This window comes from Streptomyces sp. NPDC001634 (assembly GCF_040298185.1).
Classification (GTDB): Bacteria; Actinomycetota; Actinomycetes; order Streptomycetales; family Streptomycetaceae; genus Streptomyces.
Genome location: NZ_JBEOZU010000011.1, coordinates 32,061 through 55,584 on the forward strand (window position 1 = coordinate 32,061; position 23,524 = coordinate 55,584).

General features: G+C 70.5%; 26 protein-coding genes. 13 read left to right on the plus strand and 13 right to left on the minus strand.

Annotated elements, in window-relative coordinates; genetic code table 11:
- Positions 1 to 131 precede the first annotated feature (131 nt).
- The gene (gene recA / locus ABT186_RS09580) at positions 132 to 1,256 is read left to right on the plus strand and encodes a recombinase RecA (RefSeq protein ID WP_351226667.1); all 1,125 of its coding nucleotides are present in this window, start codon (positions 132 to 134) and stop codon (positions 1,254 to 1,256) included.
- Between the two features lie 3 nt (positions 1,257 to 1,259).
- The gene (gene recX / locus ABT186_RS09585; RefSeq protein WP_351226665.1) at positions 1,260 to 2,054 is read left to right on the plus strand and encodes a recombination regulator RecX; all 795 of its coding nucleotides are present in this window, start codon (positions 1,260 to 1,262) and stop codon (positions 2,052 to 2,054) included.
- Between the two features lie 118 nt (positions 2,055 to 2,172).
- On the opposite strand, the gene ABT186_RS09590 is transcribed toward recX, so the two are convergent.
- The 8 genes from ABT186_RS09590 to ABT186_RS09625 all read right to left on the minus strand — a co-directional run bounded on the left by ABT186_RS09590 (position 2,173) and on the right by ABT186_RS09625 (position 8,649).
- The gene (locus tag ABT186_RS09590) at positions 2,173 to 2,580 is read right to left on the minus strand and encodes a rhodanese-like domain-containing protein (RefSeq protein WP_351924393.1); all 408 of its coding nucleotides are present in this window, start codon (positions 2,578 to 2,580) and stop codon (positions 2,173 to 2,175) included.
- The gene (locus ABT186_RS09595) at positions 2,577 to 3,110 is read right to left on the minus strand and encodes a cupin domain-containing protein (protein WP_351226663.1); all 534 of its coding nucleotides are present in this window, start codon (positions 3,108 to 3,110) and stop codon (positions 2,577 to 2,579) included. Before ABT186_RS09595 ends, ABT186_RS09590 begins: the two co-directional genes overlap by 4 nt.
- A gap of 77 nt (positions 3,111 to 3,187) precedes the next feature.
- Positions 3,188 to 3,235 (minus strand): hypothetical protein, encoded by a 48-nt coding sequence (locus tag ABT186_RS09600; RefSeq protein ID WP_351226683.1) that lies wholly within the window; start codon positions 3,233 to 3,235, stop codon positions 3,188 to 3,190.
- Positions 3,236 to 3,398: 163 nt separating this feature from the next.
- A complete protein-coding gene (locus tag ABT186_RS09605; RefSeq protein WP_351226661.1) occupies positions 3,399 to 5,075 on the minus strand; it encodes an FAD-dependent monooxygenase in 1,677 nt (558 codons plus the stop codon).
- A 172-nt stretch (positions 5,076 to 5,247) separates the two neighbouring features.
- Complete coding sequence (locus ABT186_RS09610) at positions 5,248 to 6,132, minus strand: amino acid ABC transporter permease (protein ID WP_351226659.1); 885 nt, start codon at positions 6,130 to 6,132, stop codon at positions 5,248 to 5,250.
- Positions 6,129 to 6,794 (minus strand): amino acid ABC transporter permease, encoded by a 666-nt coding sequence (locus ABT186_RS09615; RefSeq protein ID WP_351226657.1) that lies wholly within the window; start codon positions 6,792 to 6,794, stop codon positions 6,129 to 6,131. The genes ABT186_RS09610 and ABT186_RS09615 overlap by 4 nt, the downstream gene beginning before the upstream one ends.
- A 77-nt stretch (positions 6,795 to 6,871) precedes the next feature.
- Positions 6,872 to 7,708, minus strand: coding sequence for a glutamate ABC transporter substrate-binding protein (locus ABT186_RS09620; protein WP_351226655.1), 837 nt, complete (start codon positions 7,706 to 7,708; stop codon positions 6,872 to 6,874).
- A gap of 164 nt (positions 7,709 to 7,872) precedes the next feature.
- Positions 7,873 to 8,649 carry an amino acid ABC transporter ATP-binding protein gene (locus tag ABT186_RS09625; RefSeq protein WP_351226653.1) on the minus strand — a complete coding sequence of 259 codons (777 nt, stop codon included), beginning with the start codon at positions 8,647 to 8,649 and terminating at the stop codon, positions 7,873 to 7,875.
- A 342-nt stretch (positions 8,650 to 8,991) separates the two neighbouring features.
- On the opposite strand from ABT186_RS09625, the gene ABT186_RS09630 reads away from it, so the two are divergent.
- Positions 8,992 to 9,678, plus strand: coding sequence for a response regulator transcription factor (locus ABT186_RS09630; RefSeq protein WP_351226651.1), 687 nt, complete (start codon positions 8,992 to 8,994; stop codon positions 9,676 to 9,678).
- Between the two features lie 9 nt (positions 9,679 to 9,687).
- Positions 9,688 to 11,100, plus strand: a complete 1,413-nt coding sequence (locus ABT186_RS09635; RefSeq protein ID WP_351924395.1) for a sensor histidine kinase — start codon at positions 9,688 to 9,690, stop codon at positions 11,098 to 11,100.
- A 4-nt stretch (positions 11,101 to 11,104) separates the two neighbouring features.
- On the opposite strand, the gene ABT186_RS09640 is transcribed toward ABT186_RS09635, so the two are convergent.
- Positions 11,105 to 12,103, minus strand: coding sequence for a TAXI family TRAP transporter solute-binding subunit (locus tag ABT186_RS09640; RefSeq protein ID WP_351226647.1), 999 nt, complete (start codon positions 12,101 to 12,103; stop codon positions 11,105 to 11,107).
- A 73-nt stretch (positions 12,104 to 12,176) separates the two neighbouring features.
- Between ABT186_RS09640 and ABT186_RS09645 the strand changes: the two genes are divergently transcribed.
- From ABT186_RS09645 to mgtA, 3 genes are all read left to right on the plus strand, one after another.
- Positions 12,177 to 12,581 (plus strand): pyrophosphohydrolase domain-containing protein, encoded by a 405-nt coding sequence (locus ABT186_RS09645; protein ID WP_351226645.1) that lies wholly within the window; start codon positions 12,177 to 12,179, stop codon positions 12,579 to 12,581.
- A gap of 95 nt (positions 12,582 to 12,676) precedes the next feature.
- Entirely contained in the window at positions 12,677 to 13,033 is a 357-nt protein-coding gene (locus ABT186_RS09650) for an ArsR/SmtB family transcription factor (protein ID WP_351226643.1), read from the plus strand.
- Positions 13,023 to 15,635, plus strand: coding sequence for a magnesium-translocating P-type ATPase (gene mgtA, locus ABT186_RS09655; protein ID WP_351924397.1), 2,613 nt, complete (start codon positions 13,023 to 13,025; stop codon positions 15,633 to 15,635). Before ABT186_RS09650 ends, mgtA begins: the two co-directional genes overlap by 11 nt.
- Here the strand turns inward: mgtA and ABT186_RS09660 are convergent.
- Positions 15,626 to 17,215, minus strand: a complete 1,590-nt coding sequence (locus ABT186_RS09660) for an LCP family glycopolymer transferase (RefSeq protein ID WP_502973162.1) — start codon at positions 17,213 to 17,215, stop codon at positions 15,626 to 15,628. The two genes, mgtA and ABT186_RS09660, sit on opposite strands and share 10 nt — an antisense overlap.
- Before the next feature lie 127 nt (positions 17,216 to 17,342).
- Between ABT186_RS09660 and tatA the strand changes: the two genes are divergently transcribed.
- Positions 17,343 to 17,627 carry a Sec-independent protein translocase subunit TatA gene (gene tatA / locus ABT186_RS09665; protein WP_351226637.1) on the plus strand — a complete coding sequence of 95 codons (285 nt, stop codon included), beginning with the start codon at positions 17,343 to 17,345 and terminating at the stop codon, positions 17,625 to 17,627.
- Between the two features lie 10 nt (positions 17,628 to 17,637).
- Here the strand turns inward: tatA and ABT186_RS09670 are convergent, their stop codons facing one another.
- The gene (locus ABT186_RS09670; RefSeq protein ID WP_351226635.1) at positions 17,638 to 17,868 is read right to left on the minus strand and encodes a hypothetical protein; all 231 of its coding nucleotides are present in this window, start codon (positions 17,866 to 17,868) and stop codon (positions 17,638 to 17,640) included.
- 195 nt (positions 17,869 to 18,063) lie between these two features.
- Between ABT186_RS09670 and ABT186_RS09675 the strand changes: the two genes are divergently transcribed.
- From ABT186_RS09675 to ABT186_RS09695, 5 genes are all read left to right on the plus strand, one after another.
- A complete protein-coding gene (locus ABT186_RS09675; protein WP_351924399.1) occupies positions 18,064 to 18,627 on the plus strand; it encodes a YceI family protein in 564 nt (187 codons plus the stop codon).
- A gap of 44 nt (positions 18,628 to 18,671) precedes the next feature.
- Positions 18,672 to 18,950 carry a hypothetical protein gene (locus tag ABT186_RS09680; protein ID WP_351924401.1) on the plus strand — a complete coding sequence of 93 codons (279 nt, stop codon included), beginning with the start codon at positions 18,672 to 18,674 and terminating at the stop codon, positions 18,948 to 18,950.
- 37 nt (positions 18,951 to 18,987) lie between these two features.
- Positions 18,988 to 19,161 carry a hypothetical protein gene (locus tag ABT186_RS09685; RefSeq protein WP_351924403.1) on the plus strand — a complete coding sequence of 58 codons (174 nt, stop codon included), beginning with the start codon at positions 18,988 to 18,990 and terminating at the stop codon, positions 19,159 to 19,161.
- A gap of 110 nt (positions 19,162 to 19,271) precedes the next feature.
- A complete protein-coding gene (locus tag ABT186_RS09690) occupies positions 19,272 to 19,757 on the plus strand; it encodes a hypothetical protein (RefSeq protein WP_351924405.1) in 486 nt (161 codons plus the stop codon).
- 58 nt (positions 19,758 to 19,815) lie between these two features.
- The gene (locus ABT186_RS09695) at positions 19,816 to 20,859 is read left to right on the plus strand and encodes a Crp/Fnr family transcriptional regulator (protein ID WP_351924407.1); all 1,044 of its coding nucleotides are present in this window, start codon (positions 19,816 to 19,818) and stop codon (positions 20,857 to 20,859) included.
- On the opposite strand, the gene ABT186_RS09700 is transcribed toward ABT186_RS09695, so the two are convergent.
- Positions 20,843 to 21,961 (minus strand): alkaline phosphatase family protein, encoded by a 1,119-nt coding sequence (locus ABT186_RS09700; RefSeq protein WP_351924409.1) that lies wholly within the window; start codon positions 21,959 to 21,961, stop codon positions 20,843 to 20,845. The genes ABT186_RS09695 and ABT186_RS09700 overlap by 17 nt on opposite strands.
- The gene (locus tag ABT186_RS09705; protein ID WP_351924411.1) at positions 21,958 to 23,247 is read right to left on the minus strand and encodes an alkaline phosphatase family protein; all 1,290 of its coding nucleotides are present in this window, start codon (positions 23,245 to 23,247) and stop codon (positions 21,958 to 21,960) included. Before ABT186_RS09705 ends, ABT186_RS09700 begins: the two co-directional genes overlap by 4 nt.
- Between the last annotated feature and the right edge of the window lie 277 nt (positions 23,248 to 23,524).

Sequence of the window (23,524 nt, forward strand, 5' to 3'; positions counted from 1 at the left end):
TTTCGACACGGTTTTCATGGAGAAGTGCCCGAGTTATCCACAGGCCGGACGGGCGTCGGGGCGCATTGTCAGTGGCAGGCGTTAGCGTCTTTGACGTGAAGCGATCGACTCAAGCAAACCGGGTGGAACCCATGGCAGGAACCGACCGCGAGAAGGCCCTCGACGCCGCGCTCGCACAGATTGAACGGCAATTCGGCAAGGGCGCGGTCATGCGCATGGGCGAGCGGTCGAAGGAGCCCATCGAGGTCATCCCGACCGGGTCGACCGCGCTCGACGTGGCCCTCGGCGTCGGCGGCCTGCCGCGCGGCCGAGTGGTGGAGATCTACGGGCCGGAGTCCTCCGGCAAGACGACCCTGACCCTGCACGCGGTGGCCAACGCGCAGAAGGCCGGCGGCCAGGTGGCCTTCGTGGACGCCGAGCACGCCCTCGACCCCGAGTACGCCCGCAAGCTGGGCGTCGACGTCGACAACCTGATCCTCTCCCAGCCGGACAATGGCGAACAGGCGCTGGAGATCGTGGACATGCTCGTCCGCTCCGGCGCCCTCGACCTCATCGTCATCGACTCCGTCGCCGCGCTCGTCCCGCGTGCGGAAATCGAGGGCGAGATGGGCGACTCGCACGTGGGTCTGCAGGCCCGCCTGATGAGCCAGGCCCTCCGGAAGATCACCAGCGCGCTCAACCAGTCCAAGACCACGGCGATCTTCATCAACCAGCTGCGCGAGAAGATCGGCGTGATGTTCGGCTCCCCGGAGACCACGACGGGTGGCCGGGCGCTGAAGTTCTACGCCTCGGTGCGCATCGACATCCGTCGCATCGAGACCCTGAAGGACGGCACGGAGGCGGTCGGCAACCGCACGCGCTGCAAGGTCGTCAAGAACAAGGTCGCCCCGCCCTTCAAGCAGGCCGAGTTCGACATCCTCTACGGCCAGGGCATCAGCCGCGAGGGAGGCCTGATCGACATGGGCGTCGAGCACGGCTTCGTCCGCAAGGCCGGCGCCTGGTACACGTACGAGGGCGACCAGCTCGGCCAGGGCAAGGAGAACGCGCGCAACTTCCTGAAGGACAACCCCGACCTGGCCAACGAGATCGAGAAGAAGATCAAGGAGAAGCTGGGCGTCGGCGTGCGGCCGGAGGAGCCCTCCGCCGAGCCGGGCGCGGACGCGGCGAGTGCCACGCCCGCGGCCGAGGACGCCAAGGCTGTGCCCGCCCCGGCGGCCAAGGCTGCCAAGGCCAAGGCCCCGGCAGCCAAGAGCTAGCCCGTGACACGGCGAACCGACTGGGCCGAGTACACCCACCCCGCCGCCCCACAGGGGAGGGGGAGCCGGGGCCACGGGGGGTCCGTCGGGGACGGTGACGGGGGGTACGACGAACTGCGCGACGACGGGGGAGCCGACGGGGGTGCATACGGCGAGGACACTCCGCGCGGCGACGGCCGTGTACGCGGGGGACGCGGGCGAGGGCGGCGGCGCGGTTTCGGGGAACCGGCCGACGGCCCCCAGGACGGGGGCTCCTCCTTCTCGTCGAGGGCCGAGAAGGAGGAGTCCCCTGGGGACGGGGACCCGGCCGAGCGGGCGCGGGCGATCTGTCTGCGTCTGCTCACCGGGACCCCGCGCACGCGGAAACAGCTCGCGGACGCCCTGCGCAAGCGGGAGATCCCCGACGACGTGGCGGACGAGGTGCTGTCGCGCTTCGAGGAGGTCGGCCTGATCGACGACAGCGCCTTCGCGGACGCCTGGGTGGAGTCCCGGCACCACGGCCGGGGCCTGGCCCGCCGGGCGCTCGCGCAGGAGCTGCGGACGAAGGGTGTGGACTCCACGCTGATCGACGAAGCGGTGGGGCAGCTTGATGTTGAGCAGGAGGAGGCCACCGCGCGTGAACTCGTCGACCGCAGGCTGCGCGCGACGCGAGGCCTCGACCGCGACAAGCGCCTGCGCCGTCTCGCGGGCATGCTCGCCCGCAAGGGCTACCCCGAGGGCATGGCCCTGCGGGTGGTCCGTCAGGCGCTGGAGGACGAGGGCGAGGACACGGAGGGGCTGGGGGACGCGGAGTTCTGAACCGCGGACTCCTCGTCGGTGCGGAACCGAAGGGCGGCCCGGCAGGCGAGGAACGCAACGGACGCGGGCCCTGGACACGGTGGACGCGCGGGGGCGCCCATCGCGTTCAGGGCCCGGACTACGCGGTCACCGGCAGGCCCGCCGCCTTCCAGGCCTGGAAGCCGCCCACCAGGTCCGTGGCGCGGTGCAGGCCCAGTTGGCGCAGGGACACGGCGGCCAGGCTGGAGGCGTAGCCCTCGTTGCAGACGACCACCACGCGCAGATCGTGGCTCGAGGCCTCGGGGGCGCGGTGGCTGCCCTGCGGATCGAGGCGCCACTCCAGTTCGTTGCGCTCGACGACGAGGGCGCCGGGGATCAGCCCGTCACGGTCGCGCAGGGCCGCGTACCGGATGTCCACGAGCAGGGTCTCGCCGGCCTGCGCCGCCTCGTACGCCTCCGCCGGCTCCACTCGGTCGAGGTCCGCGCGGACCCGCTCCAGCAGTTCGTCGATGCCGATGGGACCGGGACCTTGGGGTACGGAGCTCACTGCCAGTCCTCCGGGCGCTCGACCTGCTCCAGGCGCAGTACCTGCCCCGTACGGCTGTAGCGGCGGATCTGCGGCAGGGGCGGGTAGTAGGCGTGGACCGAGATCGCGTGCTGCTCGGGGGACTCGTTGAGCACCTCGTGCACATGGTGCCGCCCGAAGGAGCGGCCCGTACCGGCCGGCAGCCGCCGTGCCCGGTCCACGTCCTCGGTGAGTTCCAGGGTCTTCCAGCCGTCGGATGGCAGCCGGACCGCGAGCGAGTTCTCCTTGAGTTCGCCCGATGCGGTGACGAAGGCGCCGACCGAGTCCGCGTGGTCGTGCCACCCGGTGCCGGTGCCTGGCGGCCAGCCGATCAGCCAGGCCTCGCTGCCGCCGGGACCCTCGAGGCGTACCCAGGTACGGCCCTCGGGGTCCAGCGGGAGCGAGGCGATCAGCTCCGCGTCGGCGGCCGTACGGCGCGCGAAATCGAGCAGGTCGGCCTCGGTGGGGGCCTGAACCGCGGCGGAGACGGAGACAGATGGGGATACGGACAACGGGTACCGTCCTGAGGTGATCGCGTGGGAGCGCGCGGTGGTACGGGCACGATGCGCGCGGATGAAAGAAGCCGAGATCAGCAGAACGGGTGACACACGCAGCCCGCATAGCGGACCAGGTCCATATGGACCCTCCGCCACAGGCGCACACAGGTGTCGGTCACGTTCCGGAGTACACCATGGCGGTGTCGGCGGGTCAACTGACAGTCACTATGTGGACCACACGGTGACCGTGTGTGGGAGGAACGCGTTCACACCTCCGGGGCCCGTATCCCGGAGCCCGATCCCTCAGCCCGCGCTCGCAGTGGCCTGAGCCTTCGCCGGGCCGCCCAGCGTCGCCTCCGCCGCCTCGTACAGTTCCGCCGGGCGCACCCCGCCGAGCGCTGTGACCAGGTGGCCGTCCGGGCGGATCAGGAGCACCGTGTGGGGGGCCGCGCCCGGGTAGCTCTCGGCGACCAGCAGTTCCGCGGGGTGCGGCAGGGCCGTCACCGCCGCCGCCAGGCGGGGCATGATCCCGGCCGACACCCAGTGCTTGCGCTCCCACACGCCCGTGCCCGGAGCGACCAGCACCACCAGCAGCGATCCGCGCCCCAGCCGGTCCCGCAGCCGTACGAACGAGCCGTCCTCCGCCGTCACCCGTACGTCCACGACCTGCGCCCCGGGCTCGGTGTCCACCGGCGCCGCCGACTCGGTGCGTGCGGGCGCGAGCGGCGAGCGGGCATACGTCCCCGGTGCGCCGAGCGTGCCGCGTCCCAGATGGCCGTCCGTGAGCAGCGTGTCATGGCCACGGGCGGACCCCGGCACATACGAACGCAGTCCCCCGCCGCCGCGCAGCAACGGCAGCGCCTGGTCGGCGGCGCGCAACCGGGCCGCGACCACCGCCCGGCGCTCCGCCTGGTAACTGTCGAGGAGCGCCTCGTGCGGACCGTGGTGCCAGGCCGACGCCAGCTTCCAGGCGAGGTTGTCCACGTCCCTCAGGCTCTCGTCCAGGCCCTGGGTGCCGAGCGCGCCGAGCAGATGTGCGGCGTCCCCGGCGAGGAAGACCCGGCCGGCACGCCAGCGGCGGGCGAGCCGGTGGTGGACGATGTGGACACCCGTGTCCAGCAAGTCGTATGCAGGGGTGGTGCCTTGGTTCCAGCCCGCGAGCGTCTCCCGGATGCGGTTCACCAGCAGCTCGGGCGTGACCAGGTCCTTGCCCGGCGGCAGCAGCCAGTCCAGGCGCCACACGCCGTCGGGCAGGGGGCGCGCCGTGACCTCGCCGCCCGACGGGCCCGCCGTCCGCCATGGCGGCATCCGGTGCAGCAACGCCTCGCCGGACCACGGCAGTTCGGTGCGCAGGGCCGCCACGGCGTGGCGCTCCACCGCCGTACGGCCCGGGAAGCGGATGTCGAGCAGTTTGCGGACCGTCGAGCGCGGTCCGTCGCAGCCGACCAGGTAACTGCCGCGCCACCAGGTGCCCCGAGAGCCGCGTGTGTGCGCCGTGACGCCCGAGGGCTCCTGCTCGAGGGAGTCCAGCCGGCTCTCCACTGCGATCTTGACCAGTCGTTCGCCGGCGATCGCGTCGCGCAGGGCGCCGGTGAGCACATGCTGGGTGATGTGCAGCGGGGCCGGACCCTCGGCGACGCCGGGTCCCTCGGCCGCGCCCATCCGGTTCTCGGGGGTGCCGTACCCGCCCGCGTGATCCCGCTGCGCACCGGCCGGTTCGAACGCGACCTCCCGCATCAGCTGCTTGCGCCGCATCGACCGCCATCCGGTCCAGCGCAGTCCGTACTCGGCGAGCGGCACCCCGGTCAGCCGTTCCATCAGGGCGGCGGTGTCCTCGCGCAGCACGACAGTGCGTGCGGCCCGCTGTTCGTCCTTGCCGGGCCCCTCGTCGAGGACCACGGACGGCACCTCCTGGCGCGCCAGCGCGAGCGCGAGCGAGAGCCCCACGGGCCCCGCCCCGACGATGATCACCGGGTCCACGATGCGACGCCCCTTGCCCTGGGCGGAGTCCTGGGGAACGTTCGGGAACAGGCAGGTGGAGCGGGGTGCACGATCACACAACGTATGCAACCCATTGCCGCAGCGCCCGTCAAGCGACGAGGGCAGTGGCGTGACGCCACTGCCCTCGCGGAGCAACAGGACTGAGGAGCCGTCAGGCGGCCACGCCCGTCGACTCGGCCCCGGCCACCGCCGCCGGAGGCAGCACGGCCCCGGTCGACTTCTTGCCACGCCGCAGCCGCTTCTCCAGCCAGCTCGCGAACGTCGTCAGCGAGAAGTTGACGGCGATGAAGATGAGGGCGACGACCGTGAAGCTCGCAATGGTGTTGGCACCGTAGTACGAGCTCATCGTGGACGCGGACGCCATCAGGTCGGGGAAAGTGAGGACCGCGCCGCCCAGGGCTGTGTCCTTCACGATCACCACGAGCTGGCTGACGATCGCCGGCAGCATTGCGGAGACCGCCTGCGGCAGAAGGATGAACCGCATCACCTGGTTCTTGCGCAGACCGATCGCCAGCGCGGCCTCCGACTGGCCTTTCGGGAGGGCCAGGATGCCCGCGCGGACGATCTCCGCGAGGACGGCGGCGTTGTAGAGGACGAGGCCCGTGACCACCGCGTACAGCGGGCGGTCGTCCGAACTGACGCTCGTGTACTGGGAGAACAGCGCGACGCCGAAAATCATGAGGACGAGCACCGGGATGGCCCGGAAGAACTCCACGACGACCGCCACCGGGACCCGGATCCATGCGTGGTCCGAGAGCCGGGCGATGCCCAGGACCGCACCCAGCGGCAGTGCTATGAGCATCGAAAGGGCCGCGGCCTTGAGCGTGTTCTGCAGTCCCGGCCAGATGTATGCCGACCAGGCCTCCGTACCGCCGAAGTACGGCTTCCACTTCTCCCAGGCGAGTTGGTCCTTGTCGTCGAGGCTGGTGAACACCCACCACAGGAGTGCGGCCAGGGCGACCAGGAAGACCACGGTGAAGACGACATTGCGCCGCTTGGCCCGGGGCCCAGGGGCGTCGTACAGGAGGGAACTCATCGCTTCACCGCCACCTTCTTGCCGACCCAGCCGAGGATCAGGCCGGTCGGCAGCGTCAGACACACGAACCCGAAGGCGATCACCGCGCTGATCAGCAGGAGTTGGGCCTCGTTCTCGATCATCTCCTTCATCAGGAGGGCCGCCTCGGTGACGCCGATCGCCGCCGCCACAGTGGTGTTCTTCGTCAACGCGATCAGTACGTTCGCCAGCGGGCCCACCACCGAGCGGAACGCCTGCGGCAGCACCACCAGCCCGAGCACCTGCGTGAATCTCAGCCCGAGTGCACGGGCCGCCTCCGCCTGCCCGACGGGCACGGTGTTGATGCCGGCCCGCAGCGCCTCGCACACGAACGCCGAGGTGTAGGCGATCAGACCGAGTACGGCGAGCCGGAAGTTGATGACCTTGAAGTCGGTCGCGCCGAGGGTGACCCCAAGGGTCTGGTTGAGCCCCAGCGAGGTGAACAGGATGATCACGGTCAGCGGGATGTTCCGCACGATGTTCACGTAGGCGGTCCCGAAACCGCGCATCACCGGCACCGGACCGACCCGCATGGCGGCCAGCAGAGTGCCCCAGATCAGGGAGCCGATCGCGGAGAGGACGGTGAGCTGCACCGTCGTCCAGAACGCTCCCAGCAGGTCGTAGCGATCAAGAAAGTCGAACATGAGGTCCCGCGCTTCCGCGTGTCGGACAGGCCCGGGTGCGCCACCCCCCGTGGGCGGCGCACCACGTCAGGCCCTGCTTACTTGACGATGTTGCCGATCTTCGGCGCGGGCTCGTTCTTGTAGTTCGCGGGACCGAAGTTCTTGTCCACGGCCTTCTGCCACGAACCGTCCGAGACCATCTTCTCCAGGGCGGCGTTGATCTTCGCCTTGAGGTCGCTGCCCTTCTTGACGCCGATGCCGTAGTTTTCGTTCGTCATCCTGAAGCCGCCGAGCTTGAACTTGCCCTTGAAGGCGGCCTGCGAGGCATAGCCCGCGAGGATCGAGTCATCGGTGGTCAGCGCGTCGATGGCGCCGTTCTGCAGACCCGTCAGGCACGCCGAGTACGTCGGGTACACCTGCAGGTTGGCGTTCGGGGCGAGCTTGTCCTTGACGTTCTGCGCCGAGGTCGAGCCCGTCACCGAACACAGCTTCTTGGAGTTCAGGTCCGAGGGCGACTTGATTTTGTTCTCGTCGGCGCGGATCAGCACGTCCTGGTGGGCGAGCAGGTACGGGCCCGCGAAGTCGACCTGCGCCTCACGCTTCGGCGTGATCGAGTACGAGGCGGCGATGAAGTCGACGTCACCACGCTTCAGCATGGTCTCGCGGTCGGCGCTCTTCGACTCCTTCCACTCGATCTGGTCCGCGTTGTAGCCGAGCTGCTTGGCGACGTACGTGGCGACGTCCACGTCGAAACCGGCGTACCCCTGGGGCGTCTTCTGACCGATGCCGGGCTGGTCGAACTTGATGCCGATCTTGATCGACTTGCCGCCGGAGGAGGAGCCGCCGTCGCTCTTCTTGTCCGAGCCGCAGGCCGTGGCGGCGGTGGCGAGGGCGAGGACGACGGCCGTCGCGGCGGTGACCTTGCGGAGCTTCATGATGAACTTCCTTTGCAGGGTGAAGAGATACGGACCGAGGGCCCGGGACGCAGAAGGTGGACGGCGGGTGACGCCGGCCATGGCGGACCTCGCGCGGGCCGTCGAGGCCGAGGCGCGGAACGTCGAGGCCGAGGCGCGGAACGTCGAGGCCGTGGCGCGGAACGTCAGTGGTGCAGGATCTTCGACAGGAAGTCCTTCGCACGGTCGCTGCGCGGATTGCTGAAGAACTGATCCGGCGTGGCCTCTTCGACGATCCGTCCGTCGGCCATGAAGACCACCCGGTTGGCGGCCGAACGAGCGAAGCCCATCTCATGGGTGACGACGACCATGGTCATTCCGTCCCGGGCGAGCTGCTGCATGACCTCCAGCACCTCATTGATCATCTCGGGGTCCAGGGCCGAGGTCGGCTCGTCGAAGAGCATGACCTTGGGGTTCATGGCCAGCGCGCGGGCGATCGCCACGCGCTGCTGCTGACCGCCGGAGAGCTGCGCGGGGTACTTGTCCGCCTGGGCGCCGACGCCCACCCGGTCGAGCAGGGCGCGCGCCTTCTCCTCGGCCTGCTGCTTGTCCGTTCTGCGGACCTTGACCTGGCCCAGCATCACGTTCTCGAGCACCGTCTTGTGCGCGAAGAGGTTGAAGGACTGGAAGACCATGCCGACGTCGGCGCGCAGCCGGGCCAGCTCCTTGCCCTCCTGGGGCAGTGGCTTGCCGTCGATCAGGATCTCGCCTGCGTCGATGGTCTCCAGACGGTTGATGGTGCGGCACAGAGTGGACTTCCCCGACCCCGAGGGGCCGATGACCACGACGACCTCACCGCGGGCGATGGTCAGGTCGATGTCCTGGAGCACGTGCAACGCGCCGAAGTGCTTGTTGACGCTCTTCAGGACGACCAGTTCGTCGGTTGCGGCCACCGAGTCCTTGGCCACCGATACTTCGGTCATGTGATGACTGGCTCCGTCCTCGCTCGGTTTCGGAGGACACTAGTAACGCCGTACGACCAGCGTCATTACATCTGAGGGAGATCTGAGCATCACAATCCGATAGCGGCCGGACACGGGCCGTAGCAGCTGTTCGCCGGGTCCGTACCGGCTGGGTAACGGAAACCGCACGCAACCGGAACCCTCTTGACGCCGTCCTTGTTCATCGGCGTGACTGCCATGGTGCACGCGCGGGCGTGCACTTGTTCGTGTGCGCGACGCTTCCCCGTACAAGGCGGGGGAACGGTTCCGTACAGGCCGAAAGCGAACAGGGACCGTACAACCGAGGAACCGGAGGGGGCCGGAATGAGACTGCTCCTCGTCGAGGACGACAACCATGTCGCGGCCGCTCTGTCCGCGGTGCTGGCCCGGCACGGTTACGACGTCACGCACGCCCGCAGCGGCGAGGAGGCCCTCCAGGCGCTCGTCCCCGAGGGCGCAGGCTTCGGCGTCGTCCTGCTCGACCTGGGCCTTCCCGACCAGGACGGCTATGAGGTCTGCGGAAAGATCCGCAAGCGCACCAACATCCCGGTGATCATGGTCACCGCGCGCTCCGACGTGCGCTCCCGGATCCACGGCCTCAACCTCGGCGCCGACGACTACGTGGTCAAGCCGTACGACACCGGGGAACTCCTCGCGCGTATCCACGCCGTCGCCCGGCGCATCCCGCACCTGGACGACACCGGCGCCACCGAGACCGCGCTGCGCCTCGGGCCCGTGCACATCGAACTGCCCACCCGCCGGGTCAGCGTGGACGGTTCGGTGGTCCAGCTGACCCGCAAGGAGTTCGACCTGCTCGCGCTGCTGGCCCAGCGCCCCGGCGTGGTGTTCCGCCGCGAGCAGATCATCAGCGAGGTGTGGCAGACCAGTTGGGAGGGGACCGGGCGCACCCTGGAGGTGCACGTCGCCTCCCTGCGTTCCAAGCTGCGCATGCCCGCGCTGATCGAGACCGTGCGCGGCGTCGGGTACCGGCTCGTCGCCCCGGCCGCCTAGCGGGGACGGGTGGGCGCACGTCTGCTTCCGCTGCTCATCGTCCTGATGGCGTCCGTGCTCCTCGCGCTCGGCCTGCCGCTCGCGGTGAGCCTCGCGGCCGCGGAACAGCAGCGGGTCGTCGTCGACCGCATCGACGACACAGCGCGCTTCGCGGCTCTCGCGCAGTTCGTCACGGACCGGCCCACCGGCTCCCGGGTGGACGACCGGGACGAGCGCGGCGAGACCCTGCGCAAGGAACTCGCCATGTACTACGACGTGTACGGCATCAGGGCCGGTGTCTTCTACCGCGACGACACACCCATGGCCAACGCGCCCGAGAACTGGTATCTGCCCGAGGAGGGCGAGGGTCGCGACGCCTTCAACGAGGCGCTCCTCGGGCGCCGCAGCCATGACCCCGAACAGGTCTGGCCCTGGCAGCACTCGCGGCTCGTGGTCGCCTCCCCGGTCATCCGCGACGGCGACGTCATCGCGGTCGTCGTCACCGACTCGCCCACCGGGCAGATGCGGTCCAAGACCCTGCACGGCTGGCTGCTCATCGGCGCCGGCGAGATCGCCGCGATGCTGCTGGCCGTCGGTGCGGCGCTGCGGCTGACCGGCTGGGTGCTCAGGCCCGTACGGATCCTGGACGCGACGACCCACGACATCGCGACCGGACGTCTCAAGTCCCGTGTCGCCGCCGCCGGGGGGCCGCCGGAACTCCGCCGCCTTGCCCGGTCGTTCAACGAGATGGCGGACAACGTCGAAGAGGTCCTCGAGCAGCAGCGCGCCTTCGTGGCCGACGCCTCCCACCAGTTGCGCAACCCGCTCTCCGCACTGCTGCTGCGCATTGACCTGCTCGCCCTCGAACTGCCCGAGGGCAATGCGGAGATCGCCTCGGTCCGCACGGAGGGCAAGCGCCTCGCGCAGGTCCTGGACGATCTGCTCGACCTGGCGCTCGCCGAACACGCCGAGGCCGACCTCCGGATCGCGGACATCGGCGCGCTGGCCGCCGAGCGCGTGGCGGCCTGGGGCCCGGCCGCGGAGGCCAAGGGCGTACGACTGTCCGGGAACTGCCCGCCCACGACAGCGTGGGCCGACCCCGTCACCCTGTCCAGCGCGCTGGACGCGGTCATCGACAACGCGGTGAAGTTCACGCCCGAGGGGGAGTGCGTCGAGGTGGAGGTCGCGGCGAGTGGGGAGACCGCCACGGTCGTGGTCACCGACGGCGGCCCGGGACTCAGCGACGAGGAACTGGCCCGCGTCGGCGATCGCTTCTGGCGCAGCGCCGCGCACCAGAACATCAAGGGGTCGGGACTGGGCCTGTCGATCTCGCGGACGCTGCTGGCGGCGGGCGGGGGCTCGATATCGTACGCGCACCACGACCCGCGTGGCCTGAAGGTGACGCTGACGGTGCCGCGAGCGGCGAACGCCTCCGGAGGCTGAGGCCCTAGGGTTTCACCGACCGGTAGTACCGCCGCGCGCCCTCGTGCAGCTCCAGCGGGTCCGTGTAGATCGCGCTCCGCAGGTCCACCAGCTGGGCCGCGTGCACCTGGGCGCCGATGCCGTCGCGGCTGTCGATCACCGTGCGGGTGAACTTGTCGGTGAGGTCCGCGTTCATGTCCTGCCGGGTGATCAGGAGGTTGGCGACGGCCACGGTCTGCACCGAGGAGCCCTGCTCGGCGGCCGGGTAGGTGTCTGCGGGCATCACCGCCGCGCGGTAGTAGCGCGACGCGCCGCCCTGCTCGTGCAGCTTTGTCACCAGGTCGCTTCCGATCGGCACCAGACGGATCGCGAAGTGCTTGGACAGCTGCGTGACCGCGCTGGTGGGCAGTCCGCCCGACCAGAAGAACGCGTCGATCCTGTGCCGCTCCAGCAGCTGGGGCATGGTGCCGATGCCGTCGGGCAGCGGCGTGATGTCCTTCTGCGGGTCCAGGCCGGCCGCCGTGAGCACATGCTCCGCGATCAGCCGCACCCCGGACCCGCCCGGCCCGACGGCAACCTTGCGGCCCTTCAGGTCCGCCACGGACTGCACGGTGGACGAACGCGGCACCACCAGGTGCACATAGTCGTCGTACAGCCGTGCGCAGCCGCGCAGCCGGTCGGCGCCCGGCTTGTTCTCCAGCATGTACGCCTCCACCGCGTCGGCCGCCGCGATCGTGAAGTCGGCCTTCCCGGTGGCCACCCGCTGCACGTTCTCCTGCGACCCGTCGCTGTTCAGCAGCCGTACGTCCAGCTTCGGCATGTCCTTGGCGATCGCACCCTGCAGCAGGGTGCCGTACTTCTGGTAGACACCGGTCGGGGTGCCCGTACTGAAGGTGACCGTGCCGCTCGGGGACTCCTCACCGAGCGGCAGCAGCCACCACAGAAGCAGCCCGAAGACCACGAACGCGGCCGCCGAGCCCAGCAGTGCACGGCGTCGGCCGATGCGAGGGAGTGCCTGAAGCATGCGCGCGATCCTGCCAGGCCGCACGCACCGCTGACCAGGGCAGGGGGCGATACAGGGACGGTAGGGTCACCGGATGCATGTTTCTCCCGCCTCCCTCGTCCGTGAGTTCCACCTCGCCTTCGGCCTCGACGCCCGCACGGTGCCGACGGAGGTCTCCCCGGAGCTGGCCGCGCACCGTGGTGAGCTGCTTGCCGAGGAGGCCGCGGAGGTCGCCGAGGTGTCGGTTGCCGGCCCGCTCGACCGGCTGGCGCACGAGCTGGCCGACGTCGTCTACGTCGCGTACGGCACCGCCCTCGTGCACGGTATCGACCTCGACGCCGTGATCGCCGAGATCCACCGGGCCAACATGACCAAGCTCGGCCCGGACGGCACGGTCTCCCGCCGAGCCGACGGCAAGGTCCTCAAGGGCGACCACTACAGCGCCCCTGACGTCTCGGCGATCCTGCGCCGCCAGGGCTGGACGTCCGCACAGGCGTAGATTCAGACGTTCGCCCCGCCGAACCCGACGTCGGCGCCCGCCTAGACTGGGGCGACTCGTACGAGAACTGAGCCGGTGGGAAAGGGAGGACGACGGTGGCGGCAGGTGGCGGTGGCTTCGAGGACCCGTCCGCCGAGGTGCTGGCAGAGGCGGCCGCCGCGTTCGGGCTGCTGGCCTCGCCCCCGCGGCTGCACATCGTGTGGGCGCTCGCGCAGGGCGAGAGCGATGTCACCGGTCTCGCGGAGCGCGTCGGCGGCGCGCTGCCCGCCGTGAGCCAGCATCTGACCAAGCTCAAGCTGGCCGGACTCGTCCGCTCCCGCCGTGAGGGCCGGCGCCAGGTGTACTTCGTCGACGACGCGGACGTCGTGACCGTGGTGCGCCTCATGGTGGGCCAGCTCACCGATCGCGCGGCGCAGACCGGCGTCCCGGCAGCCCGGCTCCGTGGCCTCTGAGACCGCGGCACCCTCGGCGCCTCCGCCCCGAACCGGCGTCACGGGGTCCACATCCCTTCAGGATCTGCGCCGACTGGAGAGCAGTCTGCGCGGACTCACCGAGGAACAGGCGGAAGCGCGGCTCGCGGATGTCGGGGAGAACGTGCTGCCCGAGGCCCGTACGACTTCCTGGGCCCTTCTCTTCGTCCGCGGGCTGCGCGACCCGTTCACCACCGTCCTGCTCTGTCTCGGCCTGGTCTCGGCGACCGTCACCGCCTGGGGCACCGCCGGAGTGATCCTCTGCCTCGTCGTGGTCAGCTGCGTCCTGCGCGCCACCGGGGAGTACCGGGCCGACCGCTCGATGGCCGGGCTGCGCGAACTGGTCGCCGCCACCGCGACCGTGCTGCGCCGAACGGACGCGGTGGACGAGCCGCCGGCGCAGCGGGCCGGCCGGCGCGTCGCCGAGAAGGGGGACCGGCCGCGGGAACGCGAGATACCCGCCGCCGAGCTGGTGCCCGGCGATGTGATCCGGCTCGCGCCCGGCGACCTCGTCCCGGCCGACGTACGGCTGCTGCGTGCAAGCGGCCTGACGGTGCACCAGGCCGCGCTGACCGGCGAGTCGGCGCCCGTCGTCAAGAGCGCGGTCGATGCGCCGGGACCGCCCGGCGGGGGCCCCTTCGACGAGCCCCACCTCTGCTTCCAGGGCAGTACCGTCGCCACCGGCGGCGGCACCGCGCTCGTCCTGGAGACGGGTGCCCGGACCCGGTTCGCCCGGGCGCACGGCACCCTCGCCCGGCGCGGGGCGAGCGCCTTCGAGCGGTCCGTCCACGGCATCTCCTGGGTGCTGATCCGGTTCATGCTGCTCACCCCGCCGCTGGTCCTCATGGCCAACGCGGCGCTGCGCGGCCGGGGACTGGAGACGCTCCCCTTCGCCGTCGCGGTCGCCGTCGGCCTCACCCCCGAGATGCTGCCGGTCATCGTCACCACCTGTCTGGCCCGCGGCGCCTCCCTCCTCGCCCGCAGCCACGGTGTGATCGTGAAACGGCTGCCCGCCCTGCACGACCTCGGCGCCGTCGACGTGCTGTGCCTCGACAAGACGGGCACCCTCACCCAGGACCGGCCGGTCGTCGAACGGGCGCTGGACGGGGACGGAGAGGACGCACCCGACGTCCTGCGCTGGGCGGCCGTCAACGCCTGGTGGACCCTTCAACTCGTCGACCTGCCCGCCCCGGACGCGCTTGACGAGGCGCTCCTGGACGCCGCCGACGGGGCCTGGGAGCCGTACGAGGGCGTCGCGGCCCTGCCCTTCGACCCGGTCCGCCGCCTTACCACCGCCGTGGTCCGCGGCCGCCTCGGCACACACACCCTTGTCGTCAAGGGCGCCCCCGAGGCCGTACTGGAGCGCTGTGTGCTGGACCCCGGCGAACGGGACCGGCTGCTCGCACTGGCCGCGCACGAGGCGGACGACGGCCTGCGGCTGCTCGCGATCGCCACCGCCGACCGCCCCGCCCGCACCCGCTCCTGCACACCCGCCGACGAACGCGGCCTGACCTTCCGCGGTTTTGTCGCCTTCCGGGACGCCCTCGCCCCGACCGCCGCGCAGGCCCTGCGTGACCTGGCCGCCCGCGGCGTCACCGTCCGGGTCCTCACCGGTGACCACCCGGGCACTGCGGCCCGCGCCTGCCGCGACCTCGGTCTGGACCCCGGCGACGTACGGAGCGCCGGCGCCGCCGACGAAGTCACCGGGACCGTCGTCGCCCGCTGCACCCCCGAGGACAAGGCGCGGATCGTCACCGCGCTCCGCAGGGCCGGCCACACCGTCGGCTTCCTCGGCGACGGCGTCAACGACGTGCCCGCGCTGCACGCCGCCGACGTGGGCATCGCCCCGCGCGACGCCGTCGACGTGGCCCGGGCGAGCGCCGACGTGGTCCTCGCCGAGAAGGACCTCACCGCGATCGACCACGCCGTCATGGCCGGCCGGCACAGCAGCGGCAACATCGCCACGTATCTGCGCGTCACGCTCTCCTCGAACCTCGGCAACGTCGTCGCGATGCTCGCCGCGGGCCTCCTGCTGCCGTTCCTGCCGATGCTCCCGGCCCAGGTCCTCGCCCAGAACCTGTGCTTCGACGCGGCGCAGCTCGCCTTCGCGTACGACCGCCCCGCACCCGGCGTGCTCATGCGCCCCACCGTGCTGCGCCCGCGCGACTTCCTGCGCTTCATCACCGGCTTCGGCGTGATCAACGCGGTCGCCGACCTCGCCACCTTCGGCGTTCTCGCGCTCACGCTGTACGGTCCCGACGCGCTCAACGACGAAATGGTGTTCCACTCGGCGTGGTTCACAGAGAACCTGCTCACGCAGGCCCTGGTGATGCTGCTCCTTCGGTCCGCCCGGTGCGCCGCCGAGGGCCGCGCACCCGGTCCGGTCGGCCGGGCCGCGGCCGTCCTCGCCGCCGTCGGTCTCCTCCTGCCCCTCACCCCGCTCGGCGCCCTTCTCGGCATGAACACCCTGCCGGCGGAGTACTACCTGCTGCTCGCCGCCGTCCTCGCGCTGTACGCGATCGCCCTGTGGGCGGTCGGGGCGCGCTACGAACGGCGGTCGGCGGCGAGCCCCGGTCAGCCGTAGGTGAGGTTCGAGCAGGGGTTGTCGTCCGCAGAGCGGGCGCCGTCGGCCACGCTGCTCGGGACGGCGGTCGGAGTGGCGGAGGCCGTGGCCGTGGGGGCGTCCGCGTAGGCCTGGCCGAGGACCACGCTGACGCCCGGTGCCGACACGGACTCCAGCTGCGCGCCGGGGAACAGGGACGCCACGGTCTGCGCCGTGGACTGCTCGCCGGGGCCGTACTCGATGAGCGTCGTCGTGTGGTCCTGGGTGCGGGCGGTGGCGGTGCCGGTGACCGTGAAGCCGTGGGCGGTCAGCCTGCTCGCGGCCTGGGCGGCAAGACCCCTGACCGTGGTGCCGTTGTAGACCGCGACGCTCAGGCCGGCGCCGGACACCGTGGCGGCGGGGCTCGGCGAGGCGGATGCGGAGGCCTGGGCAGTGGTCTTCTTCTTGCCGCTCGCGTCCTTGCCGTCGATGGTGCGGTCCGCCTTGAGCGCGGCCCACAGGGCCTCGGCGTCGGGGTGGACGATCGCGACATGCTCGCCCTGGTAACGCCAGGGGATGGTGACGAACTTGGTGTTGTGCAGGTCGATGTCCTTCAGCGACATCGCGAAGGAGATGAGCTTGTCCGCCGAGCCGAGCCCGGGGTCGACGGTCAGGGACTTGGTGGCGGCGTCCGCGAGCGGCAGCAGCTTGGTCGCGGTCAGGCCGTTGCTCTTCACCTCCTTCAACAGGCTCGCCACGAAGGCCTGTTGGCGTTTGATGCGGCCGATGTCGGAGCCGTCGCCGATGCCGTGCCGGATGCGCACGTAGTCCAGGGCCTTCTGCCCGGAGACGGTCTGCTCGCCCTTGGTGAACAGCAGCTTTCCGCGGGCGCTGCGATTGGGGTTGAGATCCCGCTCGTAGACGTCCTGCGGCACACACACCTTCACGCCGCCCACGACCTGCGTCAGGCTCGCGAAGCCCTTGAAGTCGACGACCACGGTGTGATCGACCCGCAGCCCCGAGAGGTTCTCGACGGTGTTCTGGGTGCAGGCCGGATTGCCCTGGGCGGTCTCCCCGACCGAGTAGGCCTCGTTGAACATCGTGCTGGTCTGCGTCTTCGTCCAGCTGCCGTCGGGGAGTTTGCACGGCGGGATGGTGACCAGGGAGTCACGCGGGATGGAGACGGCGACCGCATGCTTGTGGTCGGCATATATGTGCAGCAGGAACGCGGTGTCGGAGCGGCCGATGTCGTCCTTGTTGCCGCCGCCCAGTGCGTCGTTGCCGTTGGTACGCGCGTCCGAGCCGATGACGAGGACGTTCTCGCCCTTGGACGAGCCGGCGGCGGGCCGGTTGTCGGACAGGCCCCCGGCGTCGAACGTGTTGATGTTGCCGTTCAGCCGCAGATAGATCCAGCCGGCCCCGGCGGCCACGAGCACCAGCAGCGACACACAGGCGGCGAGCCCGATCCGTATCGGGCGTCCGCGCCCGCGGTCGCGGGTCGCCGTTCGGGACCCGCCGTCCCCGTCCCCTCCATCGCCCCGACCGCGGCGGGAGCCCTCGCCTCTGCCGTCCTCGCCGCCGCCCTTATGGCGGCGTGGTGCCGTGCGTCGGCTACTCGTCATGGTCATCGGCGCCCTCACCCGTCCAATCCCCGCTCAAGGCTTGTACAGTTGCGCAATGTAGCAACCAACACCGGACGGACGAGGCGGAAGCCGTCCTCGACCGAGGCGAGGAAGGGCGGGCGCGGTCATGCTCCGCAATGGACTGGAACCCTGGCACCTGCTGGTCGTGGCGATCGTCGTCATCCTGGTGTTCGGCTCGAAGAAGCTACCGGAAGCCGCCCGTGGGCTGGGCAAGTCGATGCGCATCCTCAAGAGCGAGGCGAAGGCGATGAAGGAGGAGAACGCTTCCCCGCCTGCCGCCTCCGAGTCCGCCCCGGTGGCGCCGTCGGCCATCCAGACCTCAGCGGAGGCGGCCGCGGCGCAGGCCTCTGCCCAGGCGGTCGCCGCGGAGCCGCCGGCCGCCGGCCGCTGAAGCGCGCTCGTCAGGGGCTGGCGCTGTCGTACCCGTATGTCAACGGCTCGCTGTTCACGCCGAGTTGACGCCGGTAGACGTACAGCGCCGCCACCTGGACGCCGTCCGCCGGGGCCTCGACTCGGCAGGGGTAGGTCACCTGCAGCACCGAGGGCCGGCCCGCGACCTGCATACGCAGACCGTCAGCAGGCCCTCCCGCGAGTACCGCTGTCTCCCACTTCGTCGCGGTATGAAGATCCATGTCTTTACTTTAGAGGTTGCGCAATCACTGAAGTGTTGTGACTTGTGCCACGTGATCCCTGATCCGTGATCCTGATGCCGGGGACGGCACGGCACGGGCGAGACATCCCGACCCCGCCCCGGCGACGCGGAGCGGAACACGCCGACCGGGCCGTACTCGACGACGTGGTCGCATCCGCCCCGTACCCTCGGCACTGTGACGTTGACGGACGGAACGTACCGGCTCGGGCCGTCGACCGGCCGCCTCGTGATCAAGACCGGCCGCGCCGGGCTGGGCCGCAGGGCGGGACACGACCTCACGTTCGAGGCCACTCGATGGTCCGGGGAGGCCGTGGTCGCCGTCGCCGCCCCCGACAGGTCGTCGGTGAGCGTGACGGTCGAGACAGGCTCGTTGGAGGTCCGGGAGGGAACGGGCGGGCTGAAGCCGCTCACCGATGCCGACCGGGCCGAGATCAAACGGACGCTGGCCGACAGGGCCCTGCTGCACACCGCAGAGCACCCGACGATCAGTTTCCGTTCCACCCGCGTCACGGGAACACCGCAGTCCTTCGAGATCACCGGGGACCTCACCATCAAGGACCGGACCCACCCGGTGACGGTGCACGGGACGAGCGATGGCGACAGTCTCCTGCGTGGCTGGGCGACCGTCACACAGTCCACCTGGGGCATCAAGCCCTACACCGCGTTCCTGGGCGCGTTGCGGCTGGCCGACGAGGTCCGGGTGGAGTTCGAGGTGGCCGGGCTCGAACCGGCGCAGTGACCGGGACAGCCGCCGCGGGCGGCTCGGCCGCCTACGGTGGAGACATGAGCGAGATCGTCGTCTACGAACTCGACAAGCCGGCGGCAATGCGCCCCTCCCCGGGGACACCGGGCGGGGCCGAACGGCGCGTCCGCACGGTGCACGCGGCACCCGCCGCCCCGGGGACGCACACCGCTCCCGGACCACGGACGCTCTGCGGCAAGGACACCTTCGCCATGGAGGCCGCCCCCTGGGAGCCCTCCGAGCACCCGGGAGCGCCCTGGTACCCCCCGGAATACGCATCCGTGGTCTGCCCCGACTGCGATGCCGTGATGGAAATCTGACCGGCCCATCGAGGGCCATGCCCGCGCCCTGACCCGCATGATCGACCAGATCGAGACACGGCTGAACCTGCTGCGCCTGACCGCCGAGCCCCGGCTCGCCGACGCCGGAGCGGACCTGATCGCGTCCCCGGCCATCCTGGCGGCAGCCCGCGCCATGGTCCCGGGCGACGCCCTCGGGTACGCCCTGCTGACCGCCGAGAAGACCCGCTGACGACCGGACCCTCTACCGGGCGGTACGTAAGCGCCCTCACATACATGCACAGTCCGGCCAGCCCAGCGTTGCAAAAAAGCAGGTTCTCGTACTCGAAGGAGGTGATCACCATGGCCACAACTGTGCATGCGTCACCCAGGACGGCCGAGATCCCGGTCCACGCGGTGTGGGGCGCGGCGGCAGGGCTCGTCGGGGGCGTCGGGTTCGGTATCTGGATGTCGGTGTCGCGGCCGATGATGAACACCGCGATGATCACCATGGTGGCCGGGCTGCTCGGCTCGACCAACGCCGTGGTCGGCTGGCTGGTCCACCTGGCGATCGCCCTGTTCGCCGGCGCCGGCTTCGGCGTCCTGCTGGGCGAGTACGCCCAGAGGCTCGCGCCCGCCGTCGTCCTCCGCCTGGCCTACAGCGCCGTGTGGTGGGTGCTCGGCGCCCTGTGGATCATGCCCGCCAACCTGCACATGCCGGTCTTCGACTGGAACCCGGTCACCCGCTCCAGCCTCGGCGGCCACCTGTTCTTCGGCCTGCTCGCGGGCCTGACCAATGTCGGCATCGCCCGGTTCACGGCCCGGCGCACAGCTCCGGCCGACCGATGACACCGCCCCCGCCCGCGTTGCCGGACATTCCCGGCAGCACGCCACGGGATGCCGCCCAGTGCGGCGCCAGTGCGGCGGCATCCCCGGCGGCGGCCGGCTGCCGTACTGTCTGATCGAGGGCACCAACGCCCTGGCCGGCCCCGCCTGGGGCGCCGCGCCACCGCCCTGGGCCCCGGGGCGACGCGAGGAGACCCACTGCATGATCGACCGCGGCGACGAGACCGACGACCGCACCTGGTGCATCTCCGAGGTCGACATCTTCCGCGACCTGTCGGAGCAGGAGATGGACGCCATCGCCGCCGCTGCCCCGATGAAGACGTATACGGCCGGGGAGATCCTCCACTCCCCGGAGCAGCCCAGCGAGGTGCTGTTCATCCTCAAGAAGGGCCGGGTCCGTATCTTCCGCGTCTCCGCCGTCGGTCGCGCCCTGACCACCGCCATCATCAGCCCCGGCACGATCTTCGGCGAGATGGCTCTGCTCGGCCAGCGCATGTACGACAACTACGCCGAGGCCCTCGACGACGTCACCGTGTGCGTGATGAGCCGTGCCGACGTACAGAAGTTCCTGCTCTCCGACGCGCGGATCGCCACCCGGATCACCGAAATCCTCGGCCACCGCATTGCAGACCTCGAACAGCGCCTGTCCGACAGCGTCTTCAAGTCCGTCCCGCAGCGCCTCGCAACCACCCTGATCACGCTCGCCACACGCACCGAGACGCCAGCGAGCCGACTCCGCCCCGGCGCCCGGCACCCTCAGATCAGCCTGACGCAGGAGCAGCTCGCCGCCCTCGCCGGGACCTCCCGCGAGACGACCACCAAGGTCCTGCACGACTTTGCCGACCAGGGCCTACTGCGCCTGGCCCGGGGCCGCATCACCGTCCTGAACCCCGAGCGTCTGCAGGACGCGGCCGGCTGGACCAGTGCTCTGACCGGAATTAGGTTCGCCGGGCTGGGGTTGGGGCTGGTCCGGCGGGGCGTGGCGGGGCATCGGGTCAGGGTGAGGCCCAGGTACTCATCGGCCTGGACGGGATCTTGCGGTGCGGCTCCGGGTTGCCCCGACACCATCACGCAGTTGTGCTGTGCCGTCAGGTTCCGGCGTTGAACACGTCGGTACCGAAGCGGCTGAGGCCCTGCTGCCCGGCGTAGCCCAGGTACGGCAGTCCGAACCGGTCCTCGATGCTGGCGAGCAGCGAGTAGTGGTTGTACGGCGTCGTGCTCCAGGTGCCGCCCTTGGTGAAGGGGGAGAGTACGAGGGCCCCCGTACGGCCGCCGCCGAGGCCGGTGATGCCGGGCAGCGGGGTGTTCGGGGCCGGGCCTTCGCCGCAGCAGGCGCCGGCGTCCTCCTGCGGGCCGTCCGACTCGTCGAAGGTGATCACCAGCATGCCGTCCTTCTTGAAGGCCGGGGACGAGGTGATGACCGGGACATATTGCTTCAGCCACGCGTCGGCGGAGACCAGTCCGCCCGGACGGCCGTTCACGCACGGGGCGTCGTGGCCGTCGTCGCACAGGTTGGGCGTGATGTAGCTGAGTTCGGGGGTCGTCGTGGTGCTCTGCAGGTCGGTGGTGAGCGCGGAGAGGTCGACGACGTGCCGGGCGCAGCTGTCCTGCTGGTCGATGATCGAGTGGAAGTACATGAACGGGTTGTGCCGGGTGGCGTACTGGTCGCCGACCTTCGCCTTCTGGGTGCCGTCCACCGCACCGACCGCGGGGTGGCGGCACGGGGTTCCCATGTCCTGCATGTAGCCCTTCCAGGTGTGCCCCGAGGCGTTCATCTGGCCGGCCAGCGTCTTCACGCCGGAGGGGTAGACGCAGCCCTGGCCGACGGCCTGGCCGGGGGCGACGGTGCCGGTCTGGACGAACGGCGTGAAGGTCTGGCAGTCGGCCTGGGTGTCCAGGTTCGGGGCCTGGCCGGATATTTGCGCGATGTAGTTGTCCAGGCTGTTGTGGCCGATGCCGTAGTACTGCGACAGCAGCACGCCCTTGGACCGCAGTGTCCGGCTGAGGTACGGCGCCTTGGAGGCGGGGCCCCAGGTCTCGTCGTACCCCTTGTTCTCAAGGTTGATCACGAAGACGTGGCCGGGGCGTGCGGTGGGCGCGGCCTCGGCCTGCAGCGCCGGCAGCGTGCCGCCGCCCGCCACGAGGGCGGTGAACGCAGCGACGAGGATCATCAGGCGGCGCTTGCCGCGGATCAGGCGGTGCTTCATGAGCTCGGGAGCTTCCATCCGAGGGACAGGGCGAGGTCGCGCAGGGCGTGCCACTGCTCGAAGTCGGGCAGTACGGCGGGCGGGCAGGGGAGTCCGACGACGGCGGGCACCGACCACTGCGGGGCGTCGAGGTTCGGCGGATTGGTGAAGTCGAGCACCTCGGCGATGTTGTTCGCCGCGGCGTCCCGGGGGGTGAGGGCGGGCAGGTTCCAGCGCCATTCCATGGCCTTGAGGACCGAGGTGTGGTCGTACACGCCGTGCGCGACGTGGCCCCGCTTGGCGCGCGGTGAGATCACCAGGCACGGCGTGCGGAAGCCGCGCAGGCCCCACTCGGGGTGGGCGTCGGGGGCGGTTGTGGGCGCCACGTGGTCGAAGAAGCCGCCCCACTCGTCGTAGTTGATCACCAGCAGCGTCCGGCCCCAGGCGGGGCCGGTGGTGACGGCGTGGTAGACCTCGTTGAGGAAGTGCTGCCCCGCGCGGATGTCGCCGTGCGGGTGGTCGTCGGCGGAGGTGCCGCTGCCCTCGTCGAGGAACTTGGGGTCGACGAAGGAGACCTGGGGCAGGGTGCCGGCGGCGCAGTCGGTGAGGAACTCCGTGTACGGGCGCGAGATGCCGAGGTGCTTGGTGCCCCACAGGGCGGTGAACGGCACGTCGTAGAAGTAGTACTTGCCGTGCAGGCCCGCGTCGGCGAGGCGGTCCCAGATGGTGGGGAGCGCGGAGACGTCCGTGGAGTTGTGGATGCGGTCGGTCTGCGCGGCGTGCTGGTAGAAGCGGTTGGGGTACGTCTCGGCCATGATCGCCGAGAAGTAGCGGTCGCAGACCGTCCAGGCGGGGGCGGCTTTGCCGTAGAAGTCGAGGTCCTCGGGCAGGTAGTAGCCGATGGAGAACTCGTCGTTCGTGCCCGCGCGCAGCCAGCCGTCGCAGTGGCCGTCGTTGTACTCGATCCGGCCGCCCTCGTAGCTGTGGTCCGGGTCGTTGTACTGGCAGCCTTGGGCGGTGTCCAGGTGGTGGGTGGGGTGGGCGACGCCGTAGCGGTCGGTGTACGTCAGCCCGGCCTGCTTGCCGTCGGCGCCCGGCAGCCAGCCCAGGTAGTGGTCGAAGGAACGGTTCTCCATCATCACGACCACGATGTGGTCGATGCCGGAGTCCTGCGGTGCCGGGAGGGAGGGAGCCTTCTGCGCGGAGGGGAAGGTCTGACCGGCGTCGGCCAGACCTTCCGTAACGAGGGGGGCAATTGCCGTCGCGGCTGCGGCCCCGACGATCAGTCTTCTGCGGGAGATGCTCACAGGGTTCTTATAGCGGCCTCATATACCGGAGAGTAACAATCCGCTTCATGCTTCCACGGAAGTTCATCGAGCGTTCCGTGGACCGCCGCAAGGTCTCCGCCTGGTGCCACGGCCCATGGCCGGAATGTCCCCCTCAGGGTGCGGCCCGGCTGGGGCTGCGGGGCGGCTGCAGGTGGTGCAGGCTCGTCCGGCAACTCCAGCGCCCAATGCCACCTCAGGGCCCGTTCCAGGGACCCGACCCGCAGTTGTCGGCTGCGGGCCTGCGCTGCCACAAGCG

What these genes read in the sequence shown, in the direction of transcription:
- recA (WP_351226667.1), top strand. Translation starts at nt 132, where the DNA reads ATGGCAGGAACCGACCGCGAGAAGGCCCTCGACGCCGCGCTCGCACAG.
- ABT186_RS09610 (WP_351226659.1), bottom strand. Translation starts at nt 6,132, where the DNA reads ATGAGTTCCCTCCTGTACGACGCCCCTGGGCCCCGGGCCAAGCGGCGC.
- ABT186_RS09615 (WP_351226657.1), bottom strand. Translation starts at nt 6,794, where the DNA reads ATGTTCGACTTTCTTGATCGCTACGACCTGCTGGGAGCGTTCTGGACG.
- ABT186_RS09620 (WP_351226655.1), bottom strand. Translation starts at nt 7,708, where the DNA reads ATGAAGCTCCGCAAGGTCACCGCCGCGACGGCCGTCGTCCTCGCCCTC.
- ABT186_RS09625 (WP_351226653.1), bottom strand. Translation starts at nt 8,649, where the DNA reads ATGACCGAAGTATCGGTGGCCAAGGACTCGGTGGCCGCAACCGACGAA.
- ABT186_RS09630 (WP_351226651.1), top strand. Translation starts at nt 8,992, where the DNA reads ATGAGACTGCTCCTCGTCGAGGACGACAACCATGTCGCGGCCGCTCTG.
- ABT186_RS09640 (WP_351226647.1), bottom strand. Translation starts at nt 12,103, where the DNA reads ATGCTTCAGGCACTCCCTCGCATCGGCCGACGCCGTGCACTGCTGGGC.
- ABT186_RS09645 (WP_351226645.1), top strand. Translation starts at nt 12,177, where the DNA reads ATGCATGTTTCTCCCGCCTCCCTCGTCCGTGAGTTCCACCTCGCCTTC.
- ABT186_RS09660 (WP_502973162.1), bottom strand. Translation starts at nt 17,215, where the DNA reads ATGACGAGTAGCCGACGCACGGCACCACGCCGCCATAAGGGCGGCGGC.
- tatA (WP_351226637.1), top strand. Translation starts at nt 17,343, where the DNA reads ATGCTCCGCAATGGACTGGAACCCTGGCACCTGCTGGTCGTGGCGATC.
- ABT186_RS09670 (WP_351226635.1), bottom strand. Translation starts at nt 17,868, where the DNA reads ATGGATCTTCATACCGCGACGAAGTGGGAGACAGCGGTACTCGCGGGA.
- ABT186_RS09680 (WP_351924401.1), top strand. Translation starts at nt 18,672, where the DNA reads ATGAGCGAGATCGTCGTCTACGAACTCGACAAGCCGGCGGCAATGCGC.
- ABT186_RS09685 (WP_351924403.1), top strand. Translation starts at nt 18,988, where the DNA reads ATGATCGACCAGATCGAGACACGGCTGAACCTGCTGCGCCTGACCGCC.
- ABT186_RS09690 (WP_351924405.1), top strand. Translation starts at nt 19,272, where the DNA reads ATGGCCACAACTGTGCATGCGTCACCCAGGACGGCCGAGATCCCGGTC.
- ABT186_RS09700 (WP_351924409.1), bottom strand. Translation starts at nt 21,961, where the DNA reads ATGAAGCACCGCCTGATCCGCGGCAAGCGCCGCCTGATGATCCTCGTC.